The 24,234-nt window shown below is 65.9% G+C and carries 33 protein-coding genes and 1 tRNA gene; 12 read left to right on the forward strand and 22 right to left on the reverse strand.

Going from position 1 to position 24,234, the window contains the following annotated elements; all coding sequences use genetic code 11:
* Window positions 1–528 (forward strand): hypothetical protein, encoded by a 528-nt coding sequence (locus ABS767_RS14020; protein ID WP_408079394.1) that lies wholly within the window; start codon window positions 1–3, stop codon window positions 526–528.
* Window positions 525–1,061 (forward strand): CinA family protein, encoded by a 537-nt coding sequence (locus ABS767_RS14025; protein ID WP_408079396.1) that lies wholly within the window; start codon window positions 525–527, stop codon window positions 1,059–1,061. Before ABS767_RS14020 ends, ABS767_RS14025 begins: the two co-directional genes overlap by 4 nt.
* On the opposite strand, the gene ABS767_RS14030 is transcribed toward ABS767_RS14025, so the two are convergent.
* Together ABS767_RS14030 and lipA are read right to left on the reverse strand one after the other, a co-directional pair.
* Entirely contained in the window at window positions 989–1,483 is a 495-nt protein-coding gene (locus tag ABS767_RS14030; RefSeq protein WP_408079398.1) for a type II toxin-antitoxin system RatA family toxin, read from the reverse strand. The two genes, ABS767_RS14025 and ABS767_RS14030, sit on opposite strands and share 73 nt — an antisense overlap.
* The gene (gene lipA / locus ABS767_RS14035; RefSeq protein ID WP_408079400.1) at window positions 1,483–2,406 is read right to left on the reverse strand and encodes a lipoyl synthase; all 924 of its coding nucleotides are present in this window, start codon (window positions 2,404–2,406) and stop codon (window positions 1,483–1,485) included. The genes ABS767_RS14030 and lipA overlap by 1 nt, the downstream gene beginning before the upstream one ends.
* A gap of 65 nt (window positions 2,407–2,471) precedes the next feature.
* On the opposite strand from lipA, the gene ABS767_RS14040 reads away from it, so the two are divergent.
* The 3 genes from ABS767_RS14040 (at window position 2,472) to ABS767_RS14050 (ending at window position 3,805) form a co-directional block, all read left to right on the forward strand.
* Window positions 2,472–3,101, forward strand: a complete 630-nt coding sequence (locus ABS767_RS14040; RefSeq protein WP_408079402.1) for a carbonic anhydrase — start codon at window positions 2,472–2,474, stop codon at window positions 3,099–3,101.
* Between the two features lie 51 nt (window positions 3,102–3,152).
* On the forward strand, window positions 3,153–3,368 hold the full coding sequence (locus ABS767_RS14045) for a hypothetical protein (RefSeq protein WP_408079404.1): 216 nt from the start codon (window positions 3,153–3,155) through the stop codon (window positions 3,366–3,368).
* 161 nt (window positions 3,369–3,529) lie between these two features.
* Window positions 3,530–3,805: an acylphosphatase gene (locus tag ABS767_RS14050; protein WP_408079406.1), complete on the forward strand. Its 276-nt coding sequence runs from the start codon at window positions 3,530–3,532 to the stop codon at window positions 3,803–3,805.
* Window positions 3,806–3,814: 9 nt separating this feature from the next.
* Here ABS767_RS14050 and ABS767_RS14055 read toward each other — a convergent pair whose 3' ends face one another.
* Together ABS767_RS14055 and epsC are read right to left on the reverse strand one after the other, a co-directional pair.
* Window positions 3,815–4,156: a DUF2794 domain-containing protein gene (locus ABS767_RS14055; protein WP_408079408.1), complete on the reverse strand. Its 342-nt coding sequence runs from the start codon at window positions 4,154–4,156 to the stop codon at window positions 3,815–3,817.
* Complete coding sequence (epsC, locus tag ABS767_RS14060) at window positions 4,153–4,842, reverse strand: serine O-acetyltransferase EpsC (protein WP_408079410.1); 690 nt, start codon at window positions 4,840–4,842, stop codon at window positions 4,153–4,155. The genes ABS767_RS14055 and epsC overlap by 4 nt, the downstream gene beginning before the upstream one ends.
* A gap of 158 nt (window positions 4,843–5,000) precedes the next feature.
* Here epsC and ABS767_RS14065 point away from each other — a divergent pair, with 158 nt between their 5' ends.
* From ABS767_RS14065 to ABS767_RS14080, 4 genes are all read left to right on the forward strand, one after another.
* Window positions 5,001–5,765, forward strand: coding sequence for a sulfite exporter TauE/SafE family protein (locus ABS767_RS14065; RefSeq protein WP_408079412.1), 765 nt, complete (start codon window positions 5,001–5,003; stop codon window positions 5,763–5,765).
* Between the two features lie 133 nt (window positions 5,766–5,898).
* The gene (gene ahpC, locus ABS767_RS14070; RefSeq protein WP_408079414.1) at window positions 5,899–6,462 is read left to right on the forward strand and encodes an alkyl hydroperoxide reductase subunit C; all 564 of its coding nucleotides are present in this window, start codon (window positions 5,899–5,901) and stop codon (window positions 6,460–6,462) included.
* A 91-nt stretch (window positions 6,463–6,553) separates the two neighbouring features.
* Window positions 6,554–8,134, forward strand: a complete 1,581-nt coding sequence (gene ahpF / locus ABS767_RS14075; RefSeq protein WP_408079416.1) for an alkyl hydroperoxide reductase subunit F — start codon at window positions 6,554–6,556, stop codon at window positions 8,132–8,134.
* A gap of 88 nt (window positions 8,135–8,222) precedes the next feature.
* The gene (locus tag ABS767_RS14080) at window positions 8,223–9,137 is read left to right on the forward strand and encodes a hydrogen peroxide-inducible genes activator (RefSeq protein WP_408079418.1); all 915 of its coding nucleotides are present in this window, start codon (window positions 8,223–8,225) and stop codon (window positions 9,135–9,137) included.
* Here ABS767_RS14080 and ABS767_RS14085 read toward each other — a convergent pair.
* The 3 genes from ABS767_RS14085 to pgsA are packed head-to-tail and all read right to left on the reverse strand — an operon-like array spanning window position 9,113 to window position 10,376.
* Window positions 9,113–9,574: a molybdenum cofactor biosynthesis protein MoaE gene (locus ABS767_RS14085; protein WP_408079420.1), complete on the reverse strand. Its 462-nt coding sequence runs from the start codon at window positions 9,572–9,574 to the stop codon at window positions 9,113–9,115. The two genes, ABS767_RS14080 and ABS767_RS14085, sit on opposite strands and share 25 nt — an antisense overlap.
* Window positions 9,571–9,822 (reverse strand): molybdopterin converting factor subunit 1, encoded by a 252-nt coding sequence (moaD, locus tag ABS767_RS14090; protein ID WP_408079422.1) that lies wholly within the window; start codon window positions 9,820–9,822, stop codon window positions 9,571–9,573. Before moaD ends, ABS767_RS14085 begins: the two co-directional genes overlap by 4 nt.
* Window positions 9,822–10,376 (reverse strand): CDP-diacylglycerol--glycerol-3-phosphate 3-phosphatidyltransferase, encoded by a 555-nt coding sequence (pgsA, locus tag ABS767_RS14095; RefSeq protein ID WP_408079424.1) that lies wholly within the window; start codon window positions 10,374–10,376, stop codon window positions 9,822–9,824. Before pgsA ends, moaD begins: the two co-directional genes overlap by 1 nt.
* Before the next feature lie 130 nt (window positions 10,377–10,506).
* On the opposite strand from pgsA, the gene ABS767_RS14100 reads away from it, so the two are divergent.
* Window positions 10,507–11,796, forward strand: coding sequence for an MFS transporter (locus ABS767_RS14100; RefSeq protein ID WP_408079426.1), 1,290 nt, complete (start codon window positions 10,507–10,509; stop codon window positions 11,794–11,796).
* Between the two features lie 15 nt (window positions 11,797–11,811).
* Here the strand turns inward: ABS767_RS14100 and ABS767_RS14105 are convergent, their stop codons facing one another.
* The 3 genes from ABS767_RS14105 to ABS767_RS14115 form a co-directional block, all read right to left on the reverse strand.
* Entirely contained in the window at window positions 11,812–11,979 is a 168-nt protein-coding gene (locus tag ABS767_RS14105) for a hypothetical protein (protein WP_408079428.1), read from the reverse strand.
* Between the two features lie 145 nt (window positions 11,980–12,124).
* Window positions 12,125–12,200 (reverse strand) — tRNA-Ala (locus ABS767_RS14110).
* A 60-nt stretch (window positions 12,201–12,260) separates the two neighbouring features.
* Window positions 12,261–12,581, reverse strand: a complete 321-nt coding sequence (locus tag ABS767_RS14115) for an FYDLN acid domain-containing protein (RefSeq protein ID WP_408079430.1) — start codon at window positions 12,579–12,581, stop codon at window positions 12,261–12,263.
* A 110-nt stretch (window positions 12,582–12,691) separates the two neighbouring features.
* Between ABS767_RS14115 and aroA the strand changes: the two genes are divergently transcribed.
* Both aroA and cmk read left to right on the forward strand, forming a co-directional pair.
* Window positions 12,692–14,026, forward strand: a complete 1,335-nt coding sequence (gene aroA / locus ABS767_RS14120) for a 3-phosphoshikimate 1-carboxyvinyltransferase (RefSeq protein WP_408079432.1) — start codon at window positions 12,692–12,694, stop codon at window positions 14,024–14,026.
* On the forward strand, window positions 14,023–14,661 hold the full coding sequence (cmk, locus tag ABS767_RS14125; protein ID WP_408079434.1) for a (d)CMP kinase: 639 nt from the start codon (window positions 14,023–14,025) through the stop codon (window positions 14,659–14,661). Before aroA ends, cmk begins: the two co-directional genes overlap by 4 nt.
* On the opposite strand, the gene ABS767_RS14130 is transcribed toward cmk, so the two are convergent.
* From ABS767_RS14130 to bamA, 12 genes are all read right to left on the reverse strand, one after another.
* Window positions 14,654–15,316, reverse strand: a complete 663-nt coding sequence (locus ABS767_RS14130; RefSeq protein ID WP_408079436.1) for a tetratricopeptide repeat protein — start codon at window positions 15,314–15,316, stop codon at window positions 14,654–14,656. The two genes, cmk and ABS767_RS14130, sit on opposite strands and share 8 nt — an antisense overlap.
* A complete protein-coding gene (locus ABS767_RS14135) occupies window positions 15,316–15,693 on the reverse strand; it encodes a cytochrome c-type biogenesis protein (protein WP_408079438.1) in 378 nt (125 codons plus the stop codon). The genes ABS767_RS14130 and ABS767_RS14135 overlap by 1 nt, the downstream gene beginning before the upstream one ends.
* The gene (locus ABS767_RS14140; protein WP_408079440.1) at window positions 15,690–16,208 is read right to left on the reverse strand and encodes a DsbE family thiol:disulfide interchange protein; all 519 of its coding nucleotides are present in this window, start codon (window positions 16,206–16,208) and stop codon (window positions 15,690–15,692) included. Before ABS767_RS14140 ends, ABS767_RS14135 begins: the two co-directional genes overlap by 4 nt.
* Window positions 16,205–18,148 carry a heme lyase CcmF/NrfE family subunit gene (locus ABS767_RS14145; RefSeq protein WP_408079442.1) on the reverse strand — a complete coding sequence of 648 codons (1,944 nt, stop codon included), beginning with the start codon at window positions 18,146–18,148 and terminating at the stop codon, window positions 16,205–16,207. The genes ABS767_RS14140 and ABS767_RS14145 overlap by 4 nt, the downstream gene beginning before the upstream one ends.
* Window positions 18,145–18,579: a cytochrome c maturation protein CcmE gene (ccmE, locus tag ABS767_RS14150; protein ID WP_408079444.1), complete on the reverse strand. Its 435-nt coding sequence runs from the start codon at window positions 18,577–18,579 to the stop codon at window positions 18,145–18,147. Before ccmE ends, ABS767_RS14145 begins: the two co-directional genes overlap by 4 nt.
* Window positions 18,576–18,707, reverse strand: a complete 132-nt coding sequence (ccmD, locus tag ABS767_RS14155; protein ID WP_408079446.1) for a heme exporter protein CcmD — start codon at window positions 18,705–18,707, stop codon at window positions 18,576–18,578. Before ccmD ends, ccmE begins: the two co-directional genes overlap by 4 nt.
* Window positions 18,704–19,420: a heme ABC transporter permease CcmC gene (ccmC, locus tag ABS767_RS14160; protein ID WP_408079448.1), complete on the reverse strand. Its 717-nt coding sequence runs from the start codon at window positions 19,418–19,420 to the stop codon at window positions 18,704–18,706. Before ccmC ends, ccmD begins: the two co-directional genes overlap by 4 nt.
* A gap of 62 nt (window positions 19,421–19,482) precedes the next feature.
* Window positions 19,483–19,815 (reverse strand): PilZ domain-containing protein, encoded by a 333-nt coding sequence (locus ABS767_RS14165; protein WP_408079450.1) that lies wholly within the window; start codon window positions 19,813–19,815, stop codon window positions 19,483–19,485.
* Window positions 19,816–19,947: 132 nt separating this feature from the next.
* Window positions 19,948–20,178, reverse strand: a complete 231-nt coding sequence (gene rpmE, locus ABS767_RS14170; RefSeq protein ID WP_145845438.1) for a 50S ribosomal protein L31 — start codon at window positions 20,176–20,178, stop codon at window positions 19,948–19,950.
* A 179-nt stretch (window positions 20,179–20,357) separates the two neighbouring features.
* Complete coding sequence (gene fabZ / locus ABS767_RS14175) at window positions 20,358–20,837, reverse strand: 3-hydroxyacyl-ACP dehydratase FabZ (RefSeq protein ID WP_408079453.1); 480 nt, start codon at window positions 20,835–20,837, stop codon at window positions 20,358–20,360.
* Window positions 20,834–21,454, reverse strand: a complete 621-nt coding sequence (locus tag ABS767_RS14180; RefSeq protein ID WP_408079455.1) for an OmpH family outer membrane protein — start codon at window positions 21,452–21,454, stop codon at window positions 20,834–20,836. The genes fabZ and ABS767_RS14180 overlap by 4 nt, the downstream gene beginning before the upstream one ends.
* Window positions 21,454–24,216, reverse strand: coding sequence for an outer membrane protein assembly factor BamA (bamA, locus tag ABS767_RS14185; RefSeq protein WP_408079457.1), 2,763 nt, complete (start codon window positions 24,214–24,216; stop codon window positions 21,454–21,456). Before bamA ends, ABS767_RS14180 begins: the two co-directional genes overlap by 1 nt.
* Between the last annotated feature and the right edge of the window lie 18 nt (window positions 24,217–24,234).

Consider the following 24,234-nt stretch of genomic DNA (forward strand, 5'->3'; position numbering starts at 1 on the left):
ATGCGTATCCGCCACCTAGCCGCCACTGCCCTGCTCTGGGCGGGCGTCGCCGCGTCCGGAGCCGCGCAGGCCCAGGCCCGTCCCTGCCTCACCGATACCGAGGCGGAGGCGCTGTTCCAGGTGCTGTTGCCCGACATGGTGGCGGAGATGGGCCGGGTTTGCGCGACCTTGCCCCCCTCGGCGTTCCTGCGCCGCTCCAATCCCGCCTTCGCCGCCCGGATTCAGTCCGGCGTCGCCCCCGCGCTTCCCGCCGCGCGCAGCGGGATCGCCAAGCTGCTCGGCCCGCAGATGCAGGGGCTGGCCGAATCGCAATTCGTCATTCCGGCGCTCAAGGTTCTGATCGTCCCGGTCGCGGCGCAACAGATCGAGGCGAACGACTGTCCCAAGCTCGACAAGATCGTCTCGAATCTCGCCCCCCTGCCCCCGCGCAACCTGGCGGGCGTGTTCGTCGGCCTCGCCCAGTTGAACGCCGATCGTCAAAAAAGCGGGCCAAGGCTTCCGCTTTGCCCTATGGGCCGCCCCAAATGATGGACACGATTCTCCCCAAACAGCTGGTTGACGCCGCGCGCCGCGTGGTCGACGCCAATCGCGCCGCCGGGCGTACCGTCGCCATGGCCGAAAGCTGCACCGGCGGTCTGGTCAGCGCCGCGCTCACCGAAATCCCCGGATCCTCCGAAGTGCTGGTCTCCGGCTTCGTCACCTATTCCAACGAAGCCAAGATCAAGGAGCTGAACGTCAGCGAAGACGTGCTCGCAACCTTCGGTGCCGTCTCCATCGCCACCGCATGGAGCATGGCGCAGGGCGCGCTCGAGGAAAGCGGGGCCGATGTCGCCGTCGCGATCACCGGGATCGCCGGCCCCGGTGGCGGCACCGACAAGAAGCCGGTCGGCCGCGTCGTCTTCGCCAGGGCGGAAAAGAATGCCGACCCCGATGTCGTCGTCGCCGACACCCGCGACTTCGGCGATATCGGCCGCGGCGGCGTGCGGCTTCAGGCGGCGCTGTGCGCGCTCGAACTGCTGCTGCCCGGCGAACCCGCCGCTCCGGTCGCGGAGTCGCCGTAAAGCGCCGCCGCGCGCGTTTCGAAGGCGCCGATCATCATGCGCAGCGCGCGGTCGAACACCTGCCCCGCCAGCATCTCGAACATCCGGTTCTTGAACGCGAAATCGACCTCGAAATCGACCAGCACCCCGCCTTCGCCGTCGGGCCGGAACTTCCAGTCGTTGTGCAGATACTTCAGCGGCCCTTCGAGATAGTCGACCCGGATATGCTCCGGCCGCTGCTTCTGGACCCGGCTGGTAAAGGTCTCCCGCAGCCCCTTGAACCCGACCATCAGGTCAGCGACCATCTCGGTCTCGCTATCGGATCGGACCCGCACCGCGCTGACCCAGGGCAGGAATTCGCCATAGCGCCCGACATCGGCGACCAGGTCGAACATCTGTTCCGGAGTATAAGGCAGTCGGCGGGTTTCGGCGTGACGGGGCATCAGGCGGTAACCACCGCCTTTGCCAGCTTGGCGTCCCGCGCCGCCTTCATCTTCGCGAAATCGTCGCCGGCATGATAGCTCGACCGGGTCAGCGGCGAGGATGCGACCAGCAGAAAGCCCTTGGCCCGGGCGATCGCCGCATAGGCATCGAACGCCGCCGGGGTCACGAAATCCTGCACCTTGGCGTGACGCGGCGTCGGCTGCAGATACTGGCCCATGGTCAGGAAATCGATATCGGCGCTGCGCATATCGTCCATCACCTGATGCACCTCCAGCCGCTCCTCGCCGAGGCCCAGCATGATGCCCGACTTGGTGAAGATCGACGGATCGAGCTTCTTGACCTGCTCGAGCAGGCGGATCGACGCATAATAGCGCGCACCCGGCCGGATCGTCGGATAGAGACGCGGGACGGTCTCGAGATTGTGGTTGTAGACGTCGGGCCGCGCCGCGACGATCATCTCCACCGCCGCCTCATGCTTGTTGCGGAAATCGGGAGTCAGGATCTCGATCGTCGTGGTCGGCGAGGCCTTGCGGATCGCCTCGATCACCTTGACGAACTGCTTCGCCCCGCCGTCGGGCAGATCGTCGCGATCGACCGAGGTGATGACGATATGCTCCAGCCCCATCTGCACCGCCGCATCGGCGACGTTGTTCGGCTCCATCGGATCGACCGCGCGCGGCATGCCGGTCTTGACGTTGCAAAAGGCGCAGGCCCGGGTGCAGGTGTCCCCCAGGATCATCACCGTCGCGTGCTTCTTGCTCCAGCACTCGCCGATATTCGGGCAGGCGGCTTCCTCGCACACCGTCGTGAGGCTCTTGGAGCGCATCAACGCACGCGTAGCGGCAAAGCCGGCGGAGGTAGGCGCCTTGACGCGGATCCAGTCAGGCTTGCGCTGGCGCGCGACGGGAGTCGGATCGTTCATGCCGCGCAGATAGCGATGATGACCCCCGCTTGCCAGTCCCGTAAGAGCGCGGCAAGGAATAGCGCATGACGCACTTCAACGATCTCGTCGACGGCTATCGCCGTTTTCGCACCGCGGATTATCGCCGCCAGCACGAACGCTGGGCGCAACTGGCCGAGGGTCAGAGCCCCAAGGTGATGGTGATCGCCTGCTCGGACAGCCGTGTCGAGCCTGCGCAGATTTTCGATACGCTGCCCGGAGAAATCTTCGTGGTTCGCAACGTCGCCAACCTCGTGCCGCCTTTCGAGAATGACGGGGGACGCCACGGCGTCTCCGCGGCGCTGGAATTCGCCGTCACCAAGCTGGAGGTCGAGGAGCTGGTCGTGCTCGGGCATGGCATGTGCGGTGGTGCGCACGCCGCGCTGACCGAGATGTTCCAGGACAGTCCTCCGGGCGACGGCGGCTTCGTCCACGCCTGGGTCAGCCTGCTCGACGACGCGCGCGACCGCGTCAAAGCGAAATACGGCAAGGGGCCGGCGGCGACGCGTGAGATGGAACTCGAAACGGTGCGCACCTCGATCGCCAACCTGCGCACCTTCCCGTTCGTCCCGGAGCGGGAGGCCGCGGGCAAGCTCACGATCCACGGCGCCTATTTCGCGATCAGCGATGGTGTACTCCATCTCATGGACGATCAGGGCGATTTCCTGCCGGCCTGATCGGAACATCCTCCTCCCCTCGCCCATTTGAATGGGAAGAGGAGAGACATGATGACGAACGACCGTACCGAAACCGCACGCGATCACGACGACAGCGCCATGATCGACCGCATCGAAAAGACCCCGCAGGAGCAGGGCCGCGCCGGCGGAAATCTGGCGCGCGATGTCGGGACCGACGCGGCGATGCAGCGGGTCCGCGATCCGGAGGCGCAGGAAGGCGTCGATAAGCAGGACGAGATCAACCACGGCGAACGAACCCCGGGCTGATCGAATGGCGAAGGCGCGCGCCGCTGTGTTCGGCGCGCGTCCTGCAAAGCACGCCGAGCCGCCCCATAGCCGCGCCGGAGGGGCCTGTGCGCCGCCTGCTAACCTGGCTTATTGAATTCCCGCGCGCAGCGTAGGCGCGTGTGTATGCGGGGATCATGGAAATGACGGCACAGCGTTTGCTGATCGAAGGGCGCGTTCAGCGCGTAGGCTATCGTGACTGGGCGGTGCGGACGGCCCGCCAACTGGGCGTCACCGGATGGGTGCGCAATCTTCAGGATGGGCGGGTCGAAATCCTGGCTGACGGCGATGATGGCGCGCTCGACACATTCGTCGAGCGGTGTCGCGAGGGACCGACTATGGCGACGGTCGAGCGCGTCGATACGCATCCGACCGAATTGGGGAATGTGAAGGGCTTCACCAAGCGCTTCACCGCCTGAACGCTGCCGCTATTCGACCAGCTTCATCAACCGTCGTTCGACCGGTGCCAGCACCGGGCCGAGCTCATGGCCGCGTTTCAGCACGGCACCGGATTCGTTGACGAGCGCCCACATCCCCTGGCGGTTGCGCAGCGCAGGACGCTTTTCGACCCGGAACTCGGGTCGTTCCGCGGTTCGGCGAAAGGCGGCGAAGATGGCAGCATCGCGACCCAGGTCGATCGCATAGTCCTTCCAGTGCCCGGCGGCGACCATGCGGCCATAGAGATCGAGGATACGGGTCAGCTCGGCACGGTCGAAGCCGACCTGGGTCGGCCTGCCCGCGCCGGGGAACGGGGTGATGCTAGCGCTCACGCCCGGTCACGCCGCTCCGCATCGGACTGGCGCTCGGCCAGCAACGCGTCCAGCCGCTTGCGCATCGTCTCGAGTTCGCAGCGCATGATCTCCAGTTTCTGGGTCGCCGGGTCGTACACCTCGCTGCACGGCGTGCCATAGGGGACGAAATCCTTCTTCCACGCTTCCGCCTCGACCAGCGTCGACTTCGCGGGGATGCCGACCATGACGGCACCCTCGGGCACATCGCGGGTCACCACGGCGTTGGCACCGACACGGGCGCGCGGGCCGACGGTGATCGGGCCGAGCACCTGAGCTCCGGAGCCGATGATTACTCCATTCGACAGTGTCGGATGCCGCTTTCCCGCCACCCCGTTGTCCGGACTGGTTCCGCCCAGCGTCACGCACTGATAGATCGTGACGTCGTCGCCAATCTCAGCCGTTTCCCCGATCACGACGAAGCCATGGTCGATGAAGAAGTTGCGGCCGATCTTCGCCCCGGGGTGGATGTCGATCGCGGTCAGCCAGCGCGACAGATGATTGACCGCGCGCGCCAGAAAGAACAGCCGGGACCGGAACAGCCGGTGCGCGACGCGGTGCCAGAACAATGCCCACACGCCCGGATACAACAGGATTTCCATGTTGCTGCGCGGCGCGGGATCGCGCGCGCGGATCGAAGCGAGATAGGCTCTCAAGCCGCCAATCATTCACAGGCCCCTATTGTCTGTCGCGCTATTTAGGCCGTCCCATCTCCCTTTTCCAGCGTGGCGCGGTTATGTCTTGCGCGCGCTAAACACTATGTATCTTGTGGGGATTGCGGCGCGGCCCCAAACCGGGCACTCGAGACGAAAGCGAAAGTGACCGAATGTTCGAGGCAATCGATTTCCAGGCGCTGCTTCCCTATATCGCGGTCGGCGCAGCGGCGCAGATTGTCGACGGCGCGCTTGGCATGGCGTTCGGCGTCATTTCGACCACGCTGTTGGTCAGCGTCCTGGGCGTGCCCCCCGCCACAGCCTCGGCCGGGGTCCATCTCGCGGAATGCTTCACGACTGGCGTCTCGGGCATCAGCCACGCGCTGCACAAGAATGTGAACTGGAAGCTTTTCTTCCGGCTGCTCGTTCCCGGAATCATCGGCGGCGTCACCGGGGCCTATCTGCTGACCTCGCTCGATGCGTCGATCACGCGACCATTCGTGATGGGCTATCTCGCGCTGATCGGCGTCTATCTCTTGTGGCGCGGGATCAGCTTTCCGACGCGTCACCATAGCGAGCCTAAGATCGTGGCGCCGCTCGGCCTCGCCGGCGGCTTTCTCGACGCGGCCGGCGGCGGTGGCTGGGGTCCGGTCGTCACCAGCAACCTTTTGATCCAGGGCACGCAGCCGCGCTACACGATTGGAACGGTAAACAGCGTCGAATTCTTCCTGACCCTCTCCGTATCGATCACATTCATCCTCCACCTCGGCCTCTCGGCCTTCACCGAAGCGGTCGTGGGCTTGTTGATCGGCGGCGTAATCGCTGCCCCATTCGGGGCGATCCTGGCAAAGCGGATGCCGACCAAGACGCTGCTCATCCTCGTCGGCATCGTCTTGACCTTGACCAGCAGCTACAGCGTCTATCGCGCACTGATCTAAATCCGATCAATGCAAGCCGATTGAGTGATTGTATCGATCACGTAGAGCGACACTTCCCATTTCCCTGTGAGCGCACGCTACCTATATGCCGCATTGCACAAGCTGCATTGCACCATTCACAGGAGAACAACACATGGCGCTTATCGGAAGCTCACTGAAGCCGTTCACGGCCACCGCGTTCAAGCAGGGCAAGTTCGTCGACGTCACTGACGCCGATGTGCGCGGAAAGTGGGCCGTGTTCTTCTTCTATCCGGCCGACTTCACCTTCGTCTGCCCGACCGAGCTCGAGGATCTGGCCGATATCTACCCGACTCTGCAGAAGATGGGTGTCGAGGTCTATTCGGTATCGACCGACACGCATTTCAGCCACAAGGCATGGCACGACACCTCGCCGGCGATCGGCAAGATCGACTATTACATGCTCGGCGACCAGAACCACGTACTGGCGAAGAATTTCGACGTTCTGCGTGAGGGTCAGGGTCTGGCGGACCGCGGGACGTTCGTGATCGACCCAGAAGGCGTGATCCAGCTGGTCGAGATCACCAGCGAAGGCGTCGGCCGCAACGCGACCGAACTTCTCCGGAAGATCAAGGCGGCGCAATATATTGCGGCGCACCCGGGCGAAGTGTGCCCGGCCAAGTGGGAAGAGGGCGAAACCACGCTCGCCCCGTCGCTCGACCTCGTCGGCAAGATCTAAGCACCCCTCCCTCTGCGGGTGCCTGATGCGGCCCGGGGTGGACTTCCCGCCGCCCCGGGCCGTTTTGCCTTCATATCTATAGGAATTCCCCATGCTCGACGCCCATCTGACGCAACAGCTTGAAGCCTATCTCGTGCATATCCGCGAGTCCGTGGAGCTCGTCGCCAGCCTGGGCGACGATCCCAAGTCGCGCGAACTGGAAACGCTGCTCACCGAGATTGCCGCGCTGTCCGGCAAGATCACGCTCGTCCGCCAGAATGACGACAAGCGCACCCCCAGCTTCATGATCCGCCGCGCCGGGACCGATATCGGCGTGCGCTTCGCCGGCATCCCGATGGGGCATGAATTCACCAGCCTCGTGCTCGCGCTGCTCCAGGTCGGGGGCCACCCGTCCAAGGCGGCGCAGGAGCTGATCGAGGCGGTGAAGGGCCTCGACGGCGACCTGCACTTCGAGACCTATTTCTCGCTCAGCTGCCAGAACTGCCCCGATGTCGTGCAGGCGCTCAACCTGATGGCGGTGCTCAACCCCAGGATCAGCCACGTCGCGATCGACGGCGCGCTGTTCAAGGAAGAGGTCGACGCGCGTCAGGTGCTCGCCGTCCCGACCGTCTATCTCAATGGCGAATTGTTCGGATCGGGCCGGATGGAGCTTGAGCAGATCGTCGCCAAGCTCGACAGCGGCGCCGAGGCCAAGGCAGCCGAAAAGCTCGCCGCCAAAGATCCGTTCGACGTGCTGATCGTCGGCGGCGGTCCCGCCGGCGCAGCCTCCGCCATCTACACCGCCCGCAAGGGCCTGCGCGTCGGCGTCGCCGCCGAGCGCTTCGGCGGCCAGGTGCTCGACACGATGGGCATCGAGAACTTCATCTCGGTCCCCTACACCGAAGGGCCCAAGCTCGCCGCCCAGCTCGAAGCGCACGTCAAGGACAATGAAGTCGACGTGATGAACCTCCAGCGTGCCGACAAGCTCGTCCCGGCGACGCGCGAAGGCGGGTTGCACGAGGTGGTGCTCGCCAATGGCGCCAGCCTGAAGGGGAAGACCGTGATCCTGTCGACTGGCGCGCGGTGGCGGCAGATGGGTGTTCCCGGCGAGGAGGAGTATCGCAACAAAGGCGTGGCCTATTGCCCGCATTGCGACGGTCCTTTGTTCAAAGGCAAGCGCGTCGCGGTGATCGGCGGCGGCAATTCGGGTGTCGAGGCGGCGATCGACCTGGCCGGCATCGTCGGCCATGTCACGCTGATCGAATATGACAGCCAGTTGCGCGCCGACGCGGTGCTTCAGCGCAAGCTTGGCAGCCTTGCCAATGTCCAGGTGATCACGTCGGCGATGACGACGCGCGTCAACGGCGCGGAGAAGGTCACCGGCCTGACCTACAAGGACCGCAATTCCGGTGAGGAGCACGACATCGCTCTCGAAGGGATCTTCGTCCAGATCGGCCTCGTCCCCAACACCGAATGGCTCAAGGATACGATCGCGCTCACGCCGCGCGGCGAGATCGAGATCGATTCGCGCGGTGAGACCAGCCAGCCCGGCATCTTCGCCGCCGGAGACTGCACGACGGTGCCGTACAAGCAGATCGTGATCGCGATGGGCGCGGGATCGACCGCCGGCCTGTCGGCCTTCGACTATCTCATCCGGCTCCCTGCCGAAGAGATCGAGGCCGCTGCCGCGTAAGCGGCGGAGCGCCACCCCCGCAGAATGCGGGGGTGGCGTTATCGCGCCTGCCACTTATATCGGCGCCATCAATCGGCTGGATCGATCAATGGCGCAAACCTACCTGCCTACGCTCAAGCAACTTCAGTATCTGGTCGCGCTGAAGGATCACGGCCATTTCGGTCGCGCGGCGGAGGCGTGTTTCGTCACCCAATCGACTCTGTCCGCGGGCCTGCGCGAGCTCGAAACGCTGATCGGGGTCGTGCTGGTCGAGCGCACGCGGCGGGTAGTCCGCTTCACCCCGCTCGGCGAGCGGATCGTCGAGAAGGCGCGGCGTGTCTTGCGCGAGGCGGAGGAGCTCGCCGACCTCGCACGCGCCGCCGGGCGGCCGCTGTCGGGTGAAATGCGGATGAGCGTGATCCCCACCATCGCGCCCTTCCTGCTGCCGCGCATCCTGCCCCGGCTGCGGCGCGGCTATCCCGACCTCAAGCTGTTTCTGCGCGAGGAACCGAGCGGTGCTGCCTGCGAAAGCCTGCATACCGGACGCACCGACTGCGTGCTGCTCGCCCTTCCCTATGCCTGTGGCGATGTCGAGACCGCCCCGCTGTTCGAAGACCGCCTGTTCGTCGCTTTCCCGCAGGGCGAGTTCGAACTCGACCACAAGGTGGTCACCGCCAACGAGATCGACGAAACCCGCCTGCTCCTGCTCGAAGACGGGCATTGCCTGAAAGATCATGCGCTGGCGGCGTGCAACCGCCCCGAGCTGCGTGCAGAAGCGACGATGCTCGGCACGTCGCTGCACACGATGGTCCAGATGGTCGACAATGGGCTCGGCGTGACGATGCTGCCCGAAATGGCGATCGATGCGGGCATTCTCGATCACACCCACATCACCGCGCGCCCGCTTCAGGCCGACAATCCCTCGCGCCGCATCGCCCTAGTGTGGCGCAAGGCGTCGCCGCGGGAGCGGGATTTCCGCCTGCTCGCCGAGGTGCTGGCTCAGTCGGCGCCGGTCACGGCCTGATCGTCCCAGCGCGCTGCGGCAGCCGCGTCGCTGCTGCGTGTTTCGACCCAGCTGGCCGCCCCGCTGCGATGCTCGCGTTTCCAGAAGGGGGCGTCGGTCTTCAGCCGGTCGATCAGGAATGCACAGGCATCGAGCGCTGCGCCGCGATGCGCCGCTGCGGTCGCGACCAGCACGATGCGCTCGCCAGGCTCCATCGGCCCCACCCGGTGGATCACCACCGCCGAGATGAGCGACCAGCGTTGCATGGCCTGTTCGGCCAGATCGCACAGCACCGCTTCGGTCATGCCGGGATAATGTTCGAGCTCGAGGCAGGTGACGCCGTCATCGCCGCGCACCACCCCAATGAAGCTCGCCACCGCCCCCGCCCCGGTCTCTTCGATCCCGGCAAGCTCGACACCGACATCGATCGGCGCGGGATCGACCGAAACGCGGATCATCCGCCGGTCACCGGGGGGAAGATCGCGACCTCCCGCACCGCTCCCAGTTCATGATCGAGCGGCACGAATTTCTGGTCGACCGCGGCGCGCAGCCGGGTCATGTCCGAAAACGCCCGATCATGCGCCGTACTCTGCCCACGCAGCCACTCGACCAGATCGGCGACGGTACGCACCGCGCCGGGCGGCTCGACCGTCTCCTCGGCCATTCCGATCGTCTCGCGCACCCAGGCGAAGTAGAGCAGCTGCATCAGCTGTCCATATGCCTGAGGCCGACGCGCAGATAATCCCAGCCGGTCAGCAGCGTCAGAACCGCCCCGCCCCATAGCATCGCGAGACTGACGTCATGGATCCAGACCCATTCCGGAAGCGCGCCGGCCAGGATCAGGCCCCCCAGCGACGTGAGCTGCAACGCAGTCTTCCACTTGGCGAGCGCAGACACCGGTACCGATACCTGGATGCCGCCGAGGAACTCACGCAGCCCGGACACCGCGATCTCGCGCAACAGGATGACCAGGGCCGCGATCATATGGACCCCGGGAATCAGCTCCTTCGCACACAGGATCAGGATGACTGCCGCGACCATGATCTTGTCGGCAATCGGATCCAGAAAGACCCCCAGCTTCGATACGGTTCCGCGCGATCGGGCGAGATAGCCATCGAAATAGTCGGTAATGCCCATCAGGCAGTAGGTCGCAAAGCCAAGGGCGTACCCGGCCTGCCATTCCGGCCACCACAGGAAGAACACCAGCAACGGCACGGTGACGATTCGCGACAGCGTCAGGACATTGGGCAGCGTCAGCATGTCTTCGCTCTAGCACCGCCCGGCGCCGCGAACACCCCCACGATGCCGACGCGCGCGATAGCGGTTGCCGCGCCCCGCGCCCCGGGGCTATGCGGGTGCCGGTTTTGACGGTCGAAGGCCCGCCACGCATATGAACAACGCGCTCGGATTGCTCAAGGAGCGCCGGTTTCTGCCCCTTTTCGTCACGCAGTTCCTGGGGGCGTTCAACGACAATCTGTTCAAGACGGCGATGGTGCTGTTCGCGACCTATCAGGTGCTGAACGATCCGGAGACCGAGTTCGTCTTCAACGCGCTCGCCACCGGCATGGCGCTGGTTCCCTTCGTGTTTCTGTCCGCCCTCTCCGGCCAGCTCGCCGACACATACGACAAGGCGCAGATCATCCGCATCGTGAAGACCGCGGAGATCGGCATCATGCTGTTCGGCGGCGCGGGGATCGTCGTCGCGCATTTCGGCTATCCGATGGTCGGCGTCGGCATGATGCTCGGCGCCGTGCTGATGCTGGGCACGCATTCGACCTTTTTCGGCCCGATCAAATACGCGATCCTGCCGCAGCATCTGAAGGAAGACGAGGTGCTGGGCGGCACCGGCATGGTGGAAGCCGCCACCTATCTGTCGATCCTGCTCGGCACCGTGATCGCCGGCTGGGTATCGATCGAGACCGCCGGGTGGCTGACGCTGATCGTGGCGATCATCGGCTGGTTCACGGGGCGGATGGTCCCCCCGGCCCCCCGTCAGGGTGCGAAGCTCAAGCTCAACTTCAATCCCTTCACCGCTTCGTGGCGGCTGATCGCCAACACCATGCACATCCCGCGGCTGTTCTGGGCGATCTGCGCGATCAGCTTCTTCTGGACGATGGGATCGGTGCTGATCGTCATCTTCACCCCGCTGGCGAAGAACGTACTGACGTCCGACGAACGGGTAGCGAGCCTGATGATCGCCACCTTCTCGGTCGGCGTGGCGATCGGATCGGTCATCATCAACGCCATGCTGAGGGGAGAGATTTCGGCCAAATTCTCCCCGATCTCGGTCATCGCGATGGCGGGCTTCGTCGTCGCATTCTCGTTCGAATCGCGTTTCTGGGTCCCCGCGCCGGATGGCGGGCTTTACGACATGATGGCGTTCATCGTCATGCCGCAGGCATGGATCGTGCTCGCCACGCTGATCGCGATCGCGATCGCCGGCGGAATGTTCGTGGTGCCGCTCTATGCCTTCCTGACCACCACCGTGACGAAGGATCAGACCGCGCGCACCGTGGCCGCGAACAATATCGTCAACGCATTCGGGATGGTGCTGGGCGCGCTGATGGTGATCGCGATCACGGCGCTCGGCGTCGGGCCGTCGAATCAGCTGTTGTTCGTGGCCGGCATGGCCGTGATCTCCGCCTGGCTGGCGCAGAAGCTGCACCGCGCCTGCGACTGAGCGCAGGCGGCGCCTTCAGAAGATGAAGGTGTAGATACACACGAAGAATGCGGTGAAGCTCAGCGCGAACAGCTTGATGTCGCTGTCGTCCTCGCGCCTGCGCACTTCGGCGCGGACCTTGGGCAGGGTGGCACGGAACGGGTGGCTGCGGCTGGCGCCGGAGAGGATGAGTTCGCGTCGCATGGCAAGAAGTTAACGCGCCGGTAACGATATCGGCCACCCCTAAAGGATCGTTAACGACTGTACCGATGCGGGACTCGGTCGCGCCGTGCCTCAGGCAAAGAAAAGGCCGGGTCGCGAAGCGCGCCCGGCCTGTTCTTCAAGGAGTTGGTGGAGCCGAGGGGGATCGAACCCCTGACCTTCGCAATGCCATTGCGACGCTCTCCCAGCTGAGCTACGGCCCCATCCGTTCCGGGAAGGCGATGGCCTTTAGCAGCCATCGCGCGGTGTGCAACCCGTTTTTCTCAGCTTTCTTCGTCGTCGTCGCCGGTGTCGACGCCCAGGTCGTCGTCGCCGCCCAGATCGACGTCATCGTCGGGCGAACCCTCCGCATCCTCGTCGATGTCCAGATCGTCGTCGCCGAGATCGCTATCGTCCTTCTTGGGCTTCTCGGCCACGTCCTTCACCGCCTCGAACGGAAGCGGCTGCTTCGACTTGAGAATCGGCTCGGGCTCCCATGCATAACCGCAGTTGATGCAGGTGACCGGTTCGTCCTTGGTCAGATCGTAAAAGCGCGTTGCGCATTTCGGGCAGGTCCGCTTCGTGCCCCATTCCGGCTTCACCATGTGCCGCTCTATGCCTTTTGTTCGTAATTACAGGGATGACGGGAAACTTGTCCCCGCTGAAGTGGCGGGCGCCTTGCCATAGCGCAAGCCCCCTGTCAAAGCCGCCGCCGATGAGCGCACATTCTCCCCGACCCCTTGCCATTTCCGCACGCGGCCCGCTGCGCGGCACCGTGACCGTTCCGGGCGACAAGTCGATCAGCCACCGTTCGCTGATGTTCGCGGGGCTGGCGGTGGGCGAAAGCCGCATCGAAGGGCTGCTGGAGGGGGAAGATGTCCTCGCGACGGCCGCGGCGATGCGCGCGATGGGCGCGCAGATCGAGCGTGACGCAGATGGGATATGGCACGTCGCCGGCGTCGGCGTGGGCGGACTGCTCCAGCCGCACACCGCGCTCGAGATGGGCAATTCGGGCACCTCGACCCGATTGCTGATGGGACTGATCGCCAGCCATCCGATCACCGCGACCTTCACCGGCGATGCTTCGCTCTCGAAGCGACCGATGGGCCGCGTGATCGATCCGTTGTCGGCGATGGGCGCGGAGTTCACGTCGAGTCCCGGCGGGCGCCTGCCGCTGACGATGCGCGGCCTGTGCCCGGCGGTGCCGATTGAATACCGCCTTCCGGTGGCCTCCGCACAGGTCAAGTCGGCGGTGCTGCTCGCCGGGCTCAACACCCCGGGCATCACCCGGGTCATCGAGCCCGTGCCGACCCGCGATCACAGCGAGCGCATGCTGCGCGGGTTCGGCGCCGAGCTGACCGTCGAGGAAACGGCGGACGGCCGGATCATCGCGATTCGCGGCGAGGCGGAACTCGTGGCCCAGCAGATCACGGTTCCCGGAGATCCGTCGTCGGCCGCCTTCTGGATGGTTGCCGCGTCGATCGTGCCCGACTCGGACATCGTCATCGCCAATGTCGGCATGAACCCGACCCGCATCGGACTCCTCACCGCGCTCAGGATGATGGGCGCCGATATCGTCGCGCAGGGCGAACGCACCGTCGGTGGCGAGCCGGTCGCGGACCTGCGCGTCCGCCATGCTCGGCTGTCGGCGATCGACGTACCGCCGGACCTCGCGCCGAGCATGATCGACGAATATCCGGTGCTGTTCGTCGCCGCCGCCTTTGCCAAGGGACGCACCGTTGCGCGGGGCGCGGAAGAACTGCGCGTCAAGGAATCGGATCGCATCGCCGCGATGGTTGCCGCGCTTGCGCCCAATGGCGTTCGGCTCGAGGAATTCGAGGATGGGCTGGCCGTGACCGGCAACGATGGCGACCTGCTCCCCGGTGGCGCACGGATCGCCTCGAATCTGGATCATCGCATCGCGATGAGCATGACCGTCGCTGGACTCGGCGCGCGCAATGAAGTGACGATCGACGACGTCAGCCCGGTCGCCACCAGCTATCCGGGCTTCTTCCCCACTCTCGACAGACTGACCGAAGTCCAGCCATGATCATTGCCGTCGACGGACCCGCCGCTTCGGGCAAAGGCACCATCGCCCGCGCTCTCGCCCGCCATTACGGGCTTCCGCATCTCGATACCGGGCTGCTCTATCGCGCGGTCGCGGCGACTGTGCTGCGCGACGAACTCGATCCGGCGCAGGAGGCCGATGCGGTGGCGGCGACGAGCTTCGACGATCTGCTGCTCGCCGACGAATGGCTGCGCTCCGATGAGGTGGGCAAGGCCGCGTCGGTCGTCTCGGCCCACCCGCTGGTCCGCTCGGCCCTGCTCCAGCGGCAGAAGCGGTTCGCGGCGCAGCCCAATGGCGCGATCCTCGACGGGCGCGACATCGGGACGGTGATCGCGCCCGACGCGGACGCCAAGCTGTTCGTCAAGGCGACGCCGATGATCCGCGCGCGGCGGCGCCATGCCGAGCTTCAGAAGATCGGATCGACCGTCAGCCTCGACCGGGTGCTGTCGGACATCCGCGCGCGCGACGACCGCGACAGCACCCGTGCGCAGGCGCCGCTCGTCGCAGCGCCGGACGCGGCCGTGCTGGACACGAGCTTTCTCTCGATCGAATCCGCTATCCTCAAGGCGATCCAGCTGGTCGAGACGCAGCTGGCGCGCAAGCGGGAGCTTACCTGACCGGTTGCGGTTGCGGCGCCGTCTGTTCGCCGCTTCGCTGCATTTCCAGCAGCTGCTCCAACAGCGCCAGCCGTATCGCGATATCACGCTGATAGCCCGCCCCCTCGGGCGCCAGGGCAAGCGCCTTGCGCCAGAGCGGCCGGGCCGCGGCAAAATTCCCGGCGCGAACCTGCGCGAGGCCATAGAAGAAGGGCGGGCCCGGATGCGCCGGCGCCAGCACCATCGCGCGGCGGAATGCGACCCCGGCTGCGGGCGACACCGTCTGGTCGTCCGCCTCGACCAGCGTCATGCCGAGCCAGGTCCACAGCGCCGCATCGTTGGGCGACGCCCGAACGCTGCCCAGCATCAGCCGTGCCGCCTTTTCGGCATTTCCCCCGCGCACCAGGGCATCGGCGGCGAAGAAGGAGGCGTCGATCGAGGTGAACCGGCCGAACATCGCGCCGCGCAGGTCGCGCAACGCCGCGTCGTCGGGCCGGGTCTTCTTGGCGGCTGAAACCGGCGCTCCGGGCAGGCCCGGGCGCGCCTGCAACGCATAGCCCGCCGCGCCGAGCATCAGCGCGGCCGCGCCGAAGGTCCACAGTGCACGCGGCGCGCCGAGCAACCACAAAAGGCCGAGCGCGATCGCTCCAAGCGCGGCGAGGATGATCCAGCTCATCATCGACGCCTCCGCCGCAACGTCCCGCGCGCAAGCCACGCGCCGGCACCCAGCAGCAGCAGCGGCGCGAGCCACAGCGGCGCCGTCGACCAGCTCAGCGGCGGATCATAGGTCACGTAGCTGCCATAGCGGTCGATCAGCCACTGCCGAACGACATCAGGTTTCTCCCCCGCCGCGATCTTCTGCCGCACGATGCGCCGCATGTCGGCCGCCATGTCGACGTCACTATCGGCGATCGACTGGCCCTGGCACACAAGGCAGCGCAATTCGCCCATCAGTTCGGCGGCTTGCGCCTCACGCTTCGCATCGGGCAGCTGGGCGTAGCCGAGATCGGCGGGCGCGCCGGCGGCGAGCGCGAGGGCGATAATCAGGCTCATCGCGCATCCTCCAGCGCCTTGAGCAGCTTGGGAACATCCTCTTCGCGGATATCGCCGATATGCTGCATCGCGATCCGCCCCTGCCCGTCGATGACGAAGGTTTCGGGCACTCCGGACGATCCGATGCCGATCTGCACGACCCGCTGGGCATCGTTGCCGATCCGCGCATAGGGATCGCCGTGCCGGGCGAGAAACGCAGCGACTGCCTCAGGCGTGTCGCGGATCGCCACCGCGTCGATCTGAACCCCCGCCGCCTTGAGCTTCATCAGCTGCGGCGCCTCGGCGATGCAGGGCACGCACCAGCTGGCGAAGACATTGAGCAGTCGGGGTTTACCCGTCGCCAGGTCTGCGCGGACCAGGCCCGGCTTGCCCGGCACCATCGCCGGCAGCGCGAAGTCGGGCAGCGGCTTGCCGACCAGCGCCGAGCGCACCGGCGCGTCCGACGGGCGCGTCAGCCCATAGCCAACCAGGACGACCAGCACGGAAAAGGCAAGAAGCGGAAGCCAGCGCTTCATTCGGCTTCCTCCCTGCGTCGCGCATTGCGCCGTTCGCGGACCAGTCGCCCGACCAGCGACAGCGCCCCGCCCAGCGCGATCAGGCCGCCGCCCAGCCAGATCAGCGTGACCCAGGGTTTCCACCACAGCCGAAGCTGCCAGCGCCCCTGTGCATCCTGATGCCCGAGCACGGCGTACAGCTGCCCGTCGAACCGCGTCGATATCGCCGCCTCGGCAGTATCGGTGGGGGGCGACGCATAGAAGCGCCGTTGCGGGCGCAACAGCAGCCCCGGCCCATCGAGCGACCCGCGGCTCGCGGTCACCCGTCCCTCGACCGCCGACCAGTTGTCGCCGATCGCAGGCGATACACCGTTCAGCACCACCCGCCACGGCCCGACATAATAGGGCTGACCATATTCGGCGGCGACGAGGCGTTCGTCGGTGAACGCGCTGTCCGCCGCCATCCCGGCGAGGCTGACGGCGACGCCGAAATGCGCGACGATCATGCCCCAGGTGAACAGCGGGGTGCGCAGGAGATTGCGTTTCCAGAGCGGCGCGAAGCTGGCGATGGCAAGGCCGGCGGCAAGGCCCAGCCCCGCGATTTCCATCCAGCCCGTTCCCGGCGCGAGCACGAACACCGCCGCCATCGCCAGCATCGTCGCGGCGATCGGTACGGTCAGTCTGGTCAGCACGGTGTTGGCCTCGTCCCGGCGCCAGCGCAGCAGCGGTCCGACCAGCATCGCCCCCACCAGCGCCAGTGCGATCGGCCCTGCGGTCTTGTTGAAGAAGGGCGGGCCAACCGACAATTGCTCGCCCATCGCCTGCGCCACGATCGGATAGAGCGTGCCGATCAGCACGATGCCGAGGATCACGGTGAGCAGCAGATTGTTGAGCACCAGCCCGCCCTCGCGGCTCAACGGATCGAACCCCTGCCCCGCCTTCACCGTCCCGACCCGCGCGCCGAACAGTGCGAGCGCGCCGCCGATATACAGCGCGAGCAGGATCAGGATGAAGGTGCCGCGCTGCGGATCGACGGCAAAGGCGTGGACGCTGGTCAGAATCCCCGATCGGACCAGGAAGGTGCCGAGCATCGACATCGAGAAGGCGACGACGGCGAGCATCAGCGTCCAGGCGCGAAGGCCGTCGCGCGCGGCGAGCACATTGACCGAATGGAGCAAGGCGGTGGCGGCGAGCCAGGGCATCAGCGACGCGTTCTCGACCGGATCCCAGAACCACCAGCCGCCCCAGCCCAACTCGTAATAGGCCCAGTAGCTTCCCGCGGTGATCCCGATCGTCAGGAAGATCCACGCCACCAGCACCCAAGGCCGCATCGCGCGGGCAAAGGCTGGCCCGACATCGCGCGTCACCATCGCGCCGACCGCAAAGGAAAAGGCGACCGAAAGGCCGACATAGCCGAAATAAAGGGTCGGCGGGTGGAAGGCGAGGCCGGGGTCCTGCAACAGCGGATTGAGGCCGAGCCCGTCGACCGCCGCCGGATCGAGGCGGGTGAAGGGGTTGGAGGCGATCAGCAGAAACGCGTAGAAGCCGAGCGCGATCGCCGCCTGCGCGCCCAGCGTTGCAATCAGCGTGCGCCATTCGAGCTGCCGCTCGAGCCATCCGATCGCTGCGCCCGACAGTGCGAGCACGGTGACCCACAGCAGCATCGAGCCCTCATGGTTCCCCCAGGCGCCGGCGATCTTGTAGATCAGCGGCTTGGCCGAGTGGCTGTTCTGCGCAACGAGCAGCACCGACATGTCGGAGCGCACGAACAGCGTGATCAGCAGTGCAAAGGACAGCGCCGCGAGCACGCCCTGAACGATCGCAACAGGCCGGACGGTTGCGAACAGCTGGCCACGGACCGTCGCGTCGCCAACGCGCAGCGCGAGCCCCGCGGCTACGAGCTGGAGCAGCGCAAGCGCCGCCGCCAGCCACAAGGCGGCGAGCCCTGCCTCCGCAATCATCGCGTGACGGTCTCGGGTGCGGGCATCTTGTCGGCGATTTCGGGCGGCATGTAGCGCTCGTCATGCTTGGCGAGCAGATTGTCCGCGGTGAAGCTGCCATCGGCCTCGAACTTGCCCTCGGCGACCACGCCCGACCCTTCCTTGAACAGATCGGGAGCGACGCCGGTGAAGCGAACCGGCACCCGCCCGCCCTTGTCCGTCACCACGAAATTGATGCTGACGCCGTCGGGCAGCCGTTTGACCGACCCCGTCTCCACCATGCCGCCCAGCCGCACCGCCTTGCCGACTGTGGGCGCTTTGCTGGCAAGATCGCTGGGCGTGTAGAAGAACGCGGCCTGGTCGCGCAGGGCGGACAGCGCGAGGCCGCTCGCCCCACCCACCGCGACGAGCGCGGCGAGGCCCAGCAGCAGCCTTTGATGCTTGGGCTTCATCGGCGCTCTCTCAGCAGTTCTGCAGCCGTTTCGGCGCGGCGCATCGCGCGCCAGCTGCCGAACGACAGCCCACCGACTGCGGCGGCGACGATGGCATACGCTGCGATGATGAACGGCCAGTGGTTCATGCGGCCATCCGCCGCATCCGCGCCTCGACGCGCTGCTCGGCCAGGATCGCCCGCATCCGCATCAGCACGATGCCGCCGAACAGCAGCGAAAAGCCGGTCAGCGTCATCAGCAACGGCCACAGCATCGAATCATGGATGGTCGAACTCGTCAGCGTCAGGCTCTGCCCCTGGTGCAGCGTATTCCACCAGATCACCGAATAACGGATCACCGGCAGCAGCACCGTCCCCGCCATCCCGAACAGCGCCGGTATCCGCCCGTCCCCGCCCCGCTCGCGATCGGCACGCTCGAGCGCGATCCAGCCGATATAGACGAAGAACAACAGCAGCATCGACGTCAGCCGCCCGTCCCATTGCCACCAGGTCCCCCAGGTCGGACGCCCCCAGATCGATCCGGTGATCAGGCACAGCGCCGCGAACACCGCCCCCACCGGCGCAATCGCCCGCGACGCCAGCGCCGCGAGCGGATGGCGCCAGACGAGATAGGTGAAACAGGCGATCGCCAGCGCGCTCCAGCCCCCCATCCCCAGCCAGGCGGCGGGAACGTGGATGTAGAGGATGCGAACGCTTTCCTTCTGCAGATAATCCGGCGGCGTCTGCGTGAGGCCGCCCCAGGCGCCGACCAGCACCAGCACCAGCCCGCTCCAGTAGAGGATGGGCGTCAACGGGCGCGCTAGTCGCAGGAAGCGCGTAGGGTTGGCGAGAGCATGGATCACGGCGTTGCGCCGCCTTTAAGCGAGAAGCCGCCGCCTGTCCAAGCCTTCGACGCGGCGCCGTGTCACCCGGCCGCGGTCAGCCGCTCGAACTCGTCCTCGCTCAGCGCGATCTGGAACTCCAGCCCGGCTTCGAAGTCGCTGGCCCAGGCGACGCGTGCCGCCCAATGACCGATCACGGGAAGTGTCAGCCAGATCACGGCGTCGCGGCGCAGCGCGGAATAGGTTTCGATCTTCGCCCCGTGCATCGACAGGTCGACCACCTTGCACAAGGCACGGTCGAGGCCGCCGCGGCCGACTTTGGCGTCGAGCGACACCGGCGCACGCGGGCTGCGCCGCCGCCCGAGGACGGCGGGTTCGAATTCTGCTGCGAAGCTGCGCTTGTCCGTTGAAATCATGGGGCGAGCCTAAGGCCGAGACGCCTAATCGCACGTTAACGCCTTCTCGGCGTGTCCATATGCAAACGGCCCGCCCCGGGGTTCGGAGCGAGCCGTTGCAGATCAATGGGCCGGGCGCGTCGCCCGTGCCGCTCACTTCTTGGAAAGCGAGAGCCCACCGAAACGCTTGTTGAAGCGCGCGACCTGACCACCCGAATCGAGCATCTGGCCGCGGCCGCCGGTCCATGCCGGGTGCGCCAGCGGATCGATTTCCAGCTGCATCAGATCGCCTTCCTTGCCCCACGTCGAACGCGTCTCATAGACGGTGCCGTCGGTCATCTGGACCTTGATCATGTGATAATCGGGGTGCGTATCGGCCTTCACGGGTCTGTTCCTTGAGTTTGAGCGCCGGTTTCCGACCGGCAACAAGACGGCGCGGCCCCTAACAGAGCTGCGGCGTTCATGCAATGGACTTCGGCACCGGCCCGCTCCCCCACCCGGCCACCGATCAAATTACGTTCGTGAGTGGCCGGGTGGGAGAGCCGGCCGGTGCCGGATCCAAATCACGCGCTCGGCGGGTCGGCGATCATCGCGGTGAATTCGCATTCGGTCGCCAGATCGTCGCCCAGATATGCCTTGCCCGCAAACTTGCAGATGCGCGCGCGCTTCTGCACGAACTCGACCTCGAGCCGCAGCAATATGCCAGGCTCGACCGGCTTGCGGAACTTCACCCCGTCGATCGACATGAAATAGACCAGCTTGCCGGTCCCGGCGAGGCCCAGGCTCTCGACCGCGAGCACGCCTGCTGCCTGTGCCAGCGCCTCGACCTGCAGGACTCCGGGCATGATCGGCCTGCCCGGGAAATGCCCCTGGAAGAATTCCTCGTTGATCGACACCGCCTTGATCGCGACGATCTTCTCGTCTGGGATCAGCTGCTCGACCCGATCGACGAGCAGCATCGGGTAACGGTGCGGCAACGCCGCCATCACCCGCGTCACGTCGAGCGGGCCGATGGCGGCCTTTCCTTCGGCGGCGTCGCTCACCGGCCGGTGGGCGCCGGCTGCGTGGGCTGCGCGGGCTGCTGGGCCGGCTGCTGCGGCGGGGGTGCCACGGTCTGCACGCTCGGCAGCTGCTGGTTGAGCGTCGTCAGCACCTGCGCGGTGATGTCGACCGTCGTCGCGGCGAACAGGACGTTGCCGCGATCGAGTGCGACGGTCGCGCCACGCTGCTGCGCCACCTGCTGAACGGCGGGGACCATCTTTTCGGCAATCTGCTGGCGAACATACTGGACGTTCCGCTGGAAGGTCGCCTGACGCTCGTTGACCTGGCGCTGGGCGGTACCCTGACGCGTCTGGAACGCCTGGATACGCTGGGTCAGCGCCGCATCGGGCTTGCCGTTTGCAGCCTTCAGCGCCGCTTCGAGCGAGGCTTCCTCGGTCTGGAGCGGGGCTCCCTGCTGCTGCGCGAACTGCTGCAGCTGGGTCAGCTGGGTCTGGAGCTGCGTGTTGGCGGCGACGCATGCGGTGCACTCGCGCATGACGCGCTCGGTATCGACGGTGGCGATCTTGGCGTCGGCAAGCGCCTGCGCGGTCGCGGCGCCCGCACCGAACGTCGCGCCGGCAACCGCGATCGCGGCGATAAGGGTTTTGGTGTTACGCATTAGAATGCAGTCCCTACGTTGAAGGTGAAGAGTTTCGTGTCGTCGCCTTTCTGGGTCAGGAAGGCGTGGGCCAGATCGAGCCGCAGCGGGCCGAACGGCGAGTTCCAGTTGACCCCGATGCCTACCGACAGCCGCGGCTTGGGCGAATTGCCCAGGAACTGTTCGAGGAACGGGTCGGTCGTGATGTTGTAACGGCTGTTGATCGACGTGCCGGAACAGGGTCCACCCGCGGTTGCCGAATAGCCGACGCTACAGGTCGTAAGCTGTCCCGGCGCGACCGCATCGGTGAAGGGCACGGCATAGAGCGGACGGCCTTCCGAATCAAACTGCGGGGTCTGGATCGGCAGCAGCGACGGCGAACCGTCCGCGTTGAACAGCGGATTGCCCGCGCCGTCGGTCGCCTGGGTGAAGGTCGCCGTCTTGTTCGGCGTGCGGATGCCCCAGTTGGCACCCGCCATCACGAAGATCGACGGGCGGATGCCCATCTCGCGCGCGCCCGCTCCCAGCGGAATTTCAAGCTCCAGCTTGCCCAGATAATAGGCGCGGCCGCCGATCGCATCGTCGAAGATCTGGTCTTCGTTGGTGATCAGCGTCTGGTTTCCTGCCGCCACGGTTCCGGTGTAGCCGATGCGCTGGATGCGCGGGCCCACACCGCGGATGTCGAAGCCGCGGAACTGCGGTTCGCCCAGGAAAAAGCGGTCGGTGATCCGGACAGGATCCACTCCGGGGGCGCCATCTTCGAGGCTGTGGATATAGCCACCTTCGAGCCCGGCCGAGAAGATAAAGCCGCCGCCGACATTCCAATATTTGTCGCCGTCAAAACGGCCGCGCAGATATTTGACGTCGCCGCCAAGGCCCGCGAAATCGCCGCCGACCACAAGCCGCTGGCCGGATGTCGGACGCAGGCGGCTGTTCAGGCTGTCATAGATGAGAGACAGGCCCACCGCCGAAGTCCAGCGCTTGCCGATCGCCTCGCACAGATAGCGTCCGGCCTTGAGCGGGTCGCACGCGCCATTGGTGAAGAAGGTATTCTCGTCGAGCGTCACCGAATCGTGGGTCAGCGAATAGCGGCCCGATGCGGTCCAGTATTCGGTCAGCGGCACGCCCAGAACGACCTGCCCGCCGGTCGATACCTGCTGATACGTGGTACGACGATCGGTGCCGAGATAGTTGAACGAGTTATAGTCGCGACGGAAGATGGTACCGCCCAGCGCGACATTCTGGTCGAACAGATAGGGCTCCGTAAAGCCCAGCTCGACCGACTTCGAATAGCTCGAATAATCGGCCGACAGTCGCAGATCCTGCCCCTTGCCGCGGAAATTGCGCTGACGCACCGAGCCCTGGAAGATGAAGCGCTCGAGGCTGGAGAACCCCGCCGACAGCGTCAGCTCGCCGGTCGACTTCTCCTCGACATTGGCGGTGAGGATCACGCGATCCGGCGCCGATCCTTCCTTCTGCTCGATCTCGAACTTCTCGTCGAAATAGCCGAGCGAATTGATGCGATCCTGCGACCGCTTGACCAGGAAGGTGTTGAAGGCGTCGCCTTCCGCCAGACGCATCTCGCGACGGATGACCTTGTCCTGCGTCTGCGTGTTGCCGGTGATGTCGATCCGCTCGACATAGGTCCGGCGTGCTTCGGCGATGTTGAAGTTGAGCGTCATCGTCAACTTCTCGCGGTCCCGCTGGAACTCCGGGCTGACATTGGCGAAGGCATAGCCGAACGCACCCGCGGTCTCGGAGAGCCGGTCGACCGTGTCCTCGACCAGCTTGGCGTTGTACCAGTCACCTTCCTTGATCGCGAGATTCTTGGCGAGCGTTACATCGTCGAAGTCGCGGATATTGCTGTCGACCGTGACCGGGCCGAACTTGTAGCGCGGGCCTTCCTCGATCACGTAGGTGATGATGAAGTCCTTCTTGTCCGGCGTCAGCTCGGCGACGGCCGAAACCACGCGGAAGTCGGCATAGCCCTCGGTCAGATAGAATTGCCGCAGCTTCTGCTGGTCATAGGCCAGGCGGTCCTGGTCGTAGCTGGTGTTGGAGCTGAAGATGCTGGTCAGGCGCGACTGCTTGGTCGCCATCTCGCCGCGCAGCTTGCCGTCCGAAAACTGCTCGTTGCCGATGATGTTGATCTGGCGGACCTTCGACTTCGGCCCCTCGCGGATCTCGAACACGATATCGACGCGATTCTGGTCGAGGCTGACCATCTTCGGCTCGACCGAGGCGGCGAAGCGGCCCTGGCGCCGATACAGCTCGACGATGCGGGCGACGTCCGCCCGCACTGCGGTGCGGGTGAACATCTGGCGCGGCGCCAGCTTGATTTCCTTGACGATCTTGTCGTTCTTAAGGCGCTTGTTGCCCTCCAGGATCACGCGGTTGATGACCGGGTTCTCACGGATACGCAGGACGATGTCGCCCGTCTCCACGCCCTCGATCGTCACGTCGGCCAGCAATTCGCTCGCCAGCACGTCGCGGATCGCCTGGTCCAGGCTTTCGGTCGTATAGGGCTGGCCGACGCGCAGGCGGGTATAGGACAGCACCGTCTCCGGCTCGAGACGCTGGGTTCCCTCGACCCGCAACGTGCGGATGGTGCGGGTTTCCGCCTGCGCAGCCACCGGGGCGGGCGCGGGCTGCTGTGCGGCGGTCGCCGGCGGGCTTGCCTGCTGCGCATGGGCCGCGGTGGCGAGCGCGAACAATGTCGTGCCGGCCATCAGAACCGCGGAGGCGCGCACGCCAATTTTCGTAACCTTGATTGCCGTCACCATCCCACCCCAGTCGGATTT

It is taken from the genome of Sphingomonas plantiphila (genome assembly GCF_046000505.1).
Lineage (GTDB): Bacteria > Pseudomonadota > Alphaproteobacteria > Sphingomonadales > Sphingomonadaceae > Sphingomonas > Sphingomonas plantiphila.

Coding starts and splice junctions, on each gene's coding strand:
- ABS767_RS14165 (WP_408079450.1), bottom strand. CDS start 19,815: ATGATTTCAACGGACAAGCGCAGCTTCGCAGCAGAATTCGAACCCGCC.
- ABS767_RS14080 (WP_408079418.1), top strand. CDS start 8,223: ATGGCGCAAACCTACCTGCCTACGCTCAAGCAACTTCAGTATCTGGTC.
- ccmD (WP_408079446.1), bottom strand. CDS start 18,707: ATGAACCACTGGCCGTTCATCATCGCAGCGTATGCCATCGTCGCCGCC.
- ABS767_RS14115 (WP_408079430.1), bottom strand. CDS start 12,581: ATGGTGAAGCCGGAATGGGGCACGAAGCGGACCTGCCCGAAATGCGCA.
- ABS767_RS14065 (WP_408079412.1), top strand. CDS start 5,001: ATGTTCGAGGCAATCGATTTCCAGGCGCTGCTTCCCTATATCGCGGTC.
- ABS767_RS14050 (WP_408079406.1), top strand. CDS start 3,530: ATGACGGCACAGCGTTTGCTGATCGAAGGGCGCGTTCAGCGCGTAGGC.
- epsC (WP_408079410.1), bottom strand. CDS start 4,842: ATGATTGGCGGCTTGAGAGCCTATCTCGCTTCGATCCGCGCGCGCGAT.
- ABS767_RS14040 (WP_408079402.1), top strand. CDS start 2,472: ATGACGCACTTCAACGATCTCGTCGACGGCTATCGCCGTTTTCGCACC.
- aroA (WP_408079432.1), top strand. CDS start 12,692: ATGAGCGCACATTCTCCCCGACCCCTTGCCATTTCCGCACGCGGCCCG.
- ABS767_RS14025 (WP_408079396.1), top strand. CDS start 525: ATGATGGACACGATTCTCCCCAAACAGCTGGTTGACGCCGCGCGCCGC.
- ABS767_RS14020 (WP_408079394.1), top strand. CDS start 1: ATGCGTATCCGCCACCTAGCCGCCACTGCCCTGCTCTGGGCGGGCGTC.
- pgsA (WP_408079424.1), bottom strand. CDS start 10,376: ATGCTGACGCTGCCCAATGTCCTGACGCTGTCGCGAATCGTCACCGTG.
- ABS767_RS14145 (WP_408079442.1), bottom strand. CDS start 18,148: ATGATTGCGGAGGCAGGGCTCGCCGCCTTGTGGCTGGCGGCGGCGCTT.
- ahpC (WP_408079414.1), top strand. CDS start 5,899: ATGGCGCTTATCGGAAGCTCACTGAAGCCGTTCACGGCCACCGCGTTC.
- ccmE (WP_408079444.1), bottom strand. CDS start 18,579: ATGAAGCCCAAGCATCAAAGGCTGCTGCTGGGCCTCGCCGCGCTCGTC.
- ABS767_RS14135 (WP_408079438.1), bottom strand. CDS start 15,693: ATGAGCCTGATTATCGCCCTCGCGCTCGCCGCCGGCGCGCCCGCCGAT.
- ABS767_RS14030 (WP_408079398.1), bottom strand. CDS start 1,483: ATGCCCCGTCACGCCGAAACCCGCCGACTGCCTTATACTCCGGAACAG.
- ABS767_RS14100 (WP_408079426.1), top strand. CDS start 10,507: ATGAACAACGCGCTCGGATTGCTCAAGGAGCGCCGGTTTCTGCCCCTT.
- moaD (WP_408079422.1), bottom strand. CDS start 9,822: ATGCAGCTGCTCTACTTCGCCTGGGTGCGCGAGACGATCGGAATGGCC.
- ABS767_RS14180 (WP_408079455.1), bottom strand. CDS start 21,454: ATGCGTAACACCAAAACCCTTATCGCCGCGATCGCGGTTGCCGGCGCG.
- ahpF (WP_408079416.1), top strand. CDS start 6,554: ATGCTCGACGCCCATCTGACGCAACAGCTTGAAGCCTATCTCGTGCAT.
- ABS767_RS14045 (WP_408079404.1), top strand. CDS start 3,153: ATGACGAACGACCGTACCGAAACCGCACGCGATCACGACGACAGCGCC.
- ABS767_RS14105 (WP_408079428.1), bottom strand. CDS start 11,979: ATGCGACGCGAACTCATCCTCTCCGGCGCCAGCCGCAGCCACCCGTTC.
- ABS767_RS14085 (WP_408079420.1), bottom strand. CDS start 9,574: ATGATCCGCGTTTCGGTCGATCCCGCGCCGATCGATGTCGGTGTCGAG.
- lipA (WP_408079400.1), bottom strand. CDS start 2,406: ATGAACGATCCGACTCCCGTCGCGCGCCAGCGCAAGCCTGACTGGATC.
- ABS767_RS14140 (WP_408079440.1), bottom strand. CDS start 16,208: ATGAAGCGCTGGCTTCCGCTTCTTGCCTTTTCCGTGCTGGTCGTCCTG.
- cmk (WP_408079434.1), top strand. CDS start 14,023: ATGATCATTGCCGTCGACGGACCCGCCGCTTCGGGCAAAGGCACCATC.
- ABS767_RS14130 (WP_408079436.1), bottom strand. CDS start 15,316: ATGAGCTGGATCATCCTCGCCGCGCTTGGAGCGATCGCGCTCGGCCTT.
- bamA (WP_408079457.1), bottom strand. CDS start 24,216: ATGGTGACGGCAATCAAGGTTACGAAAATTGGCGTGCGCGCCTCCGCG.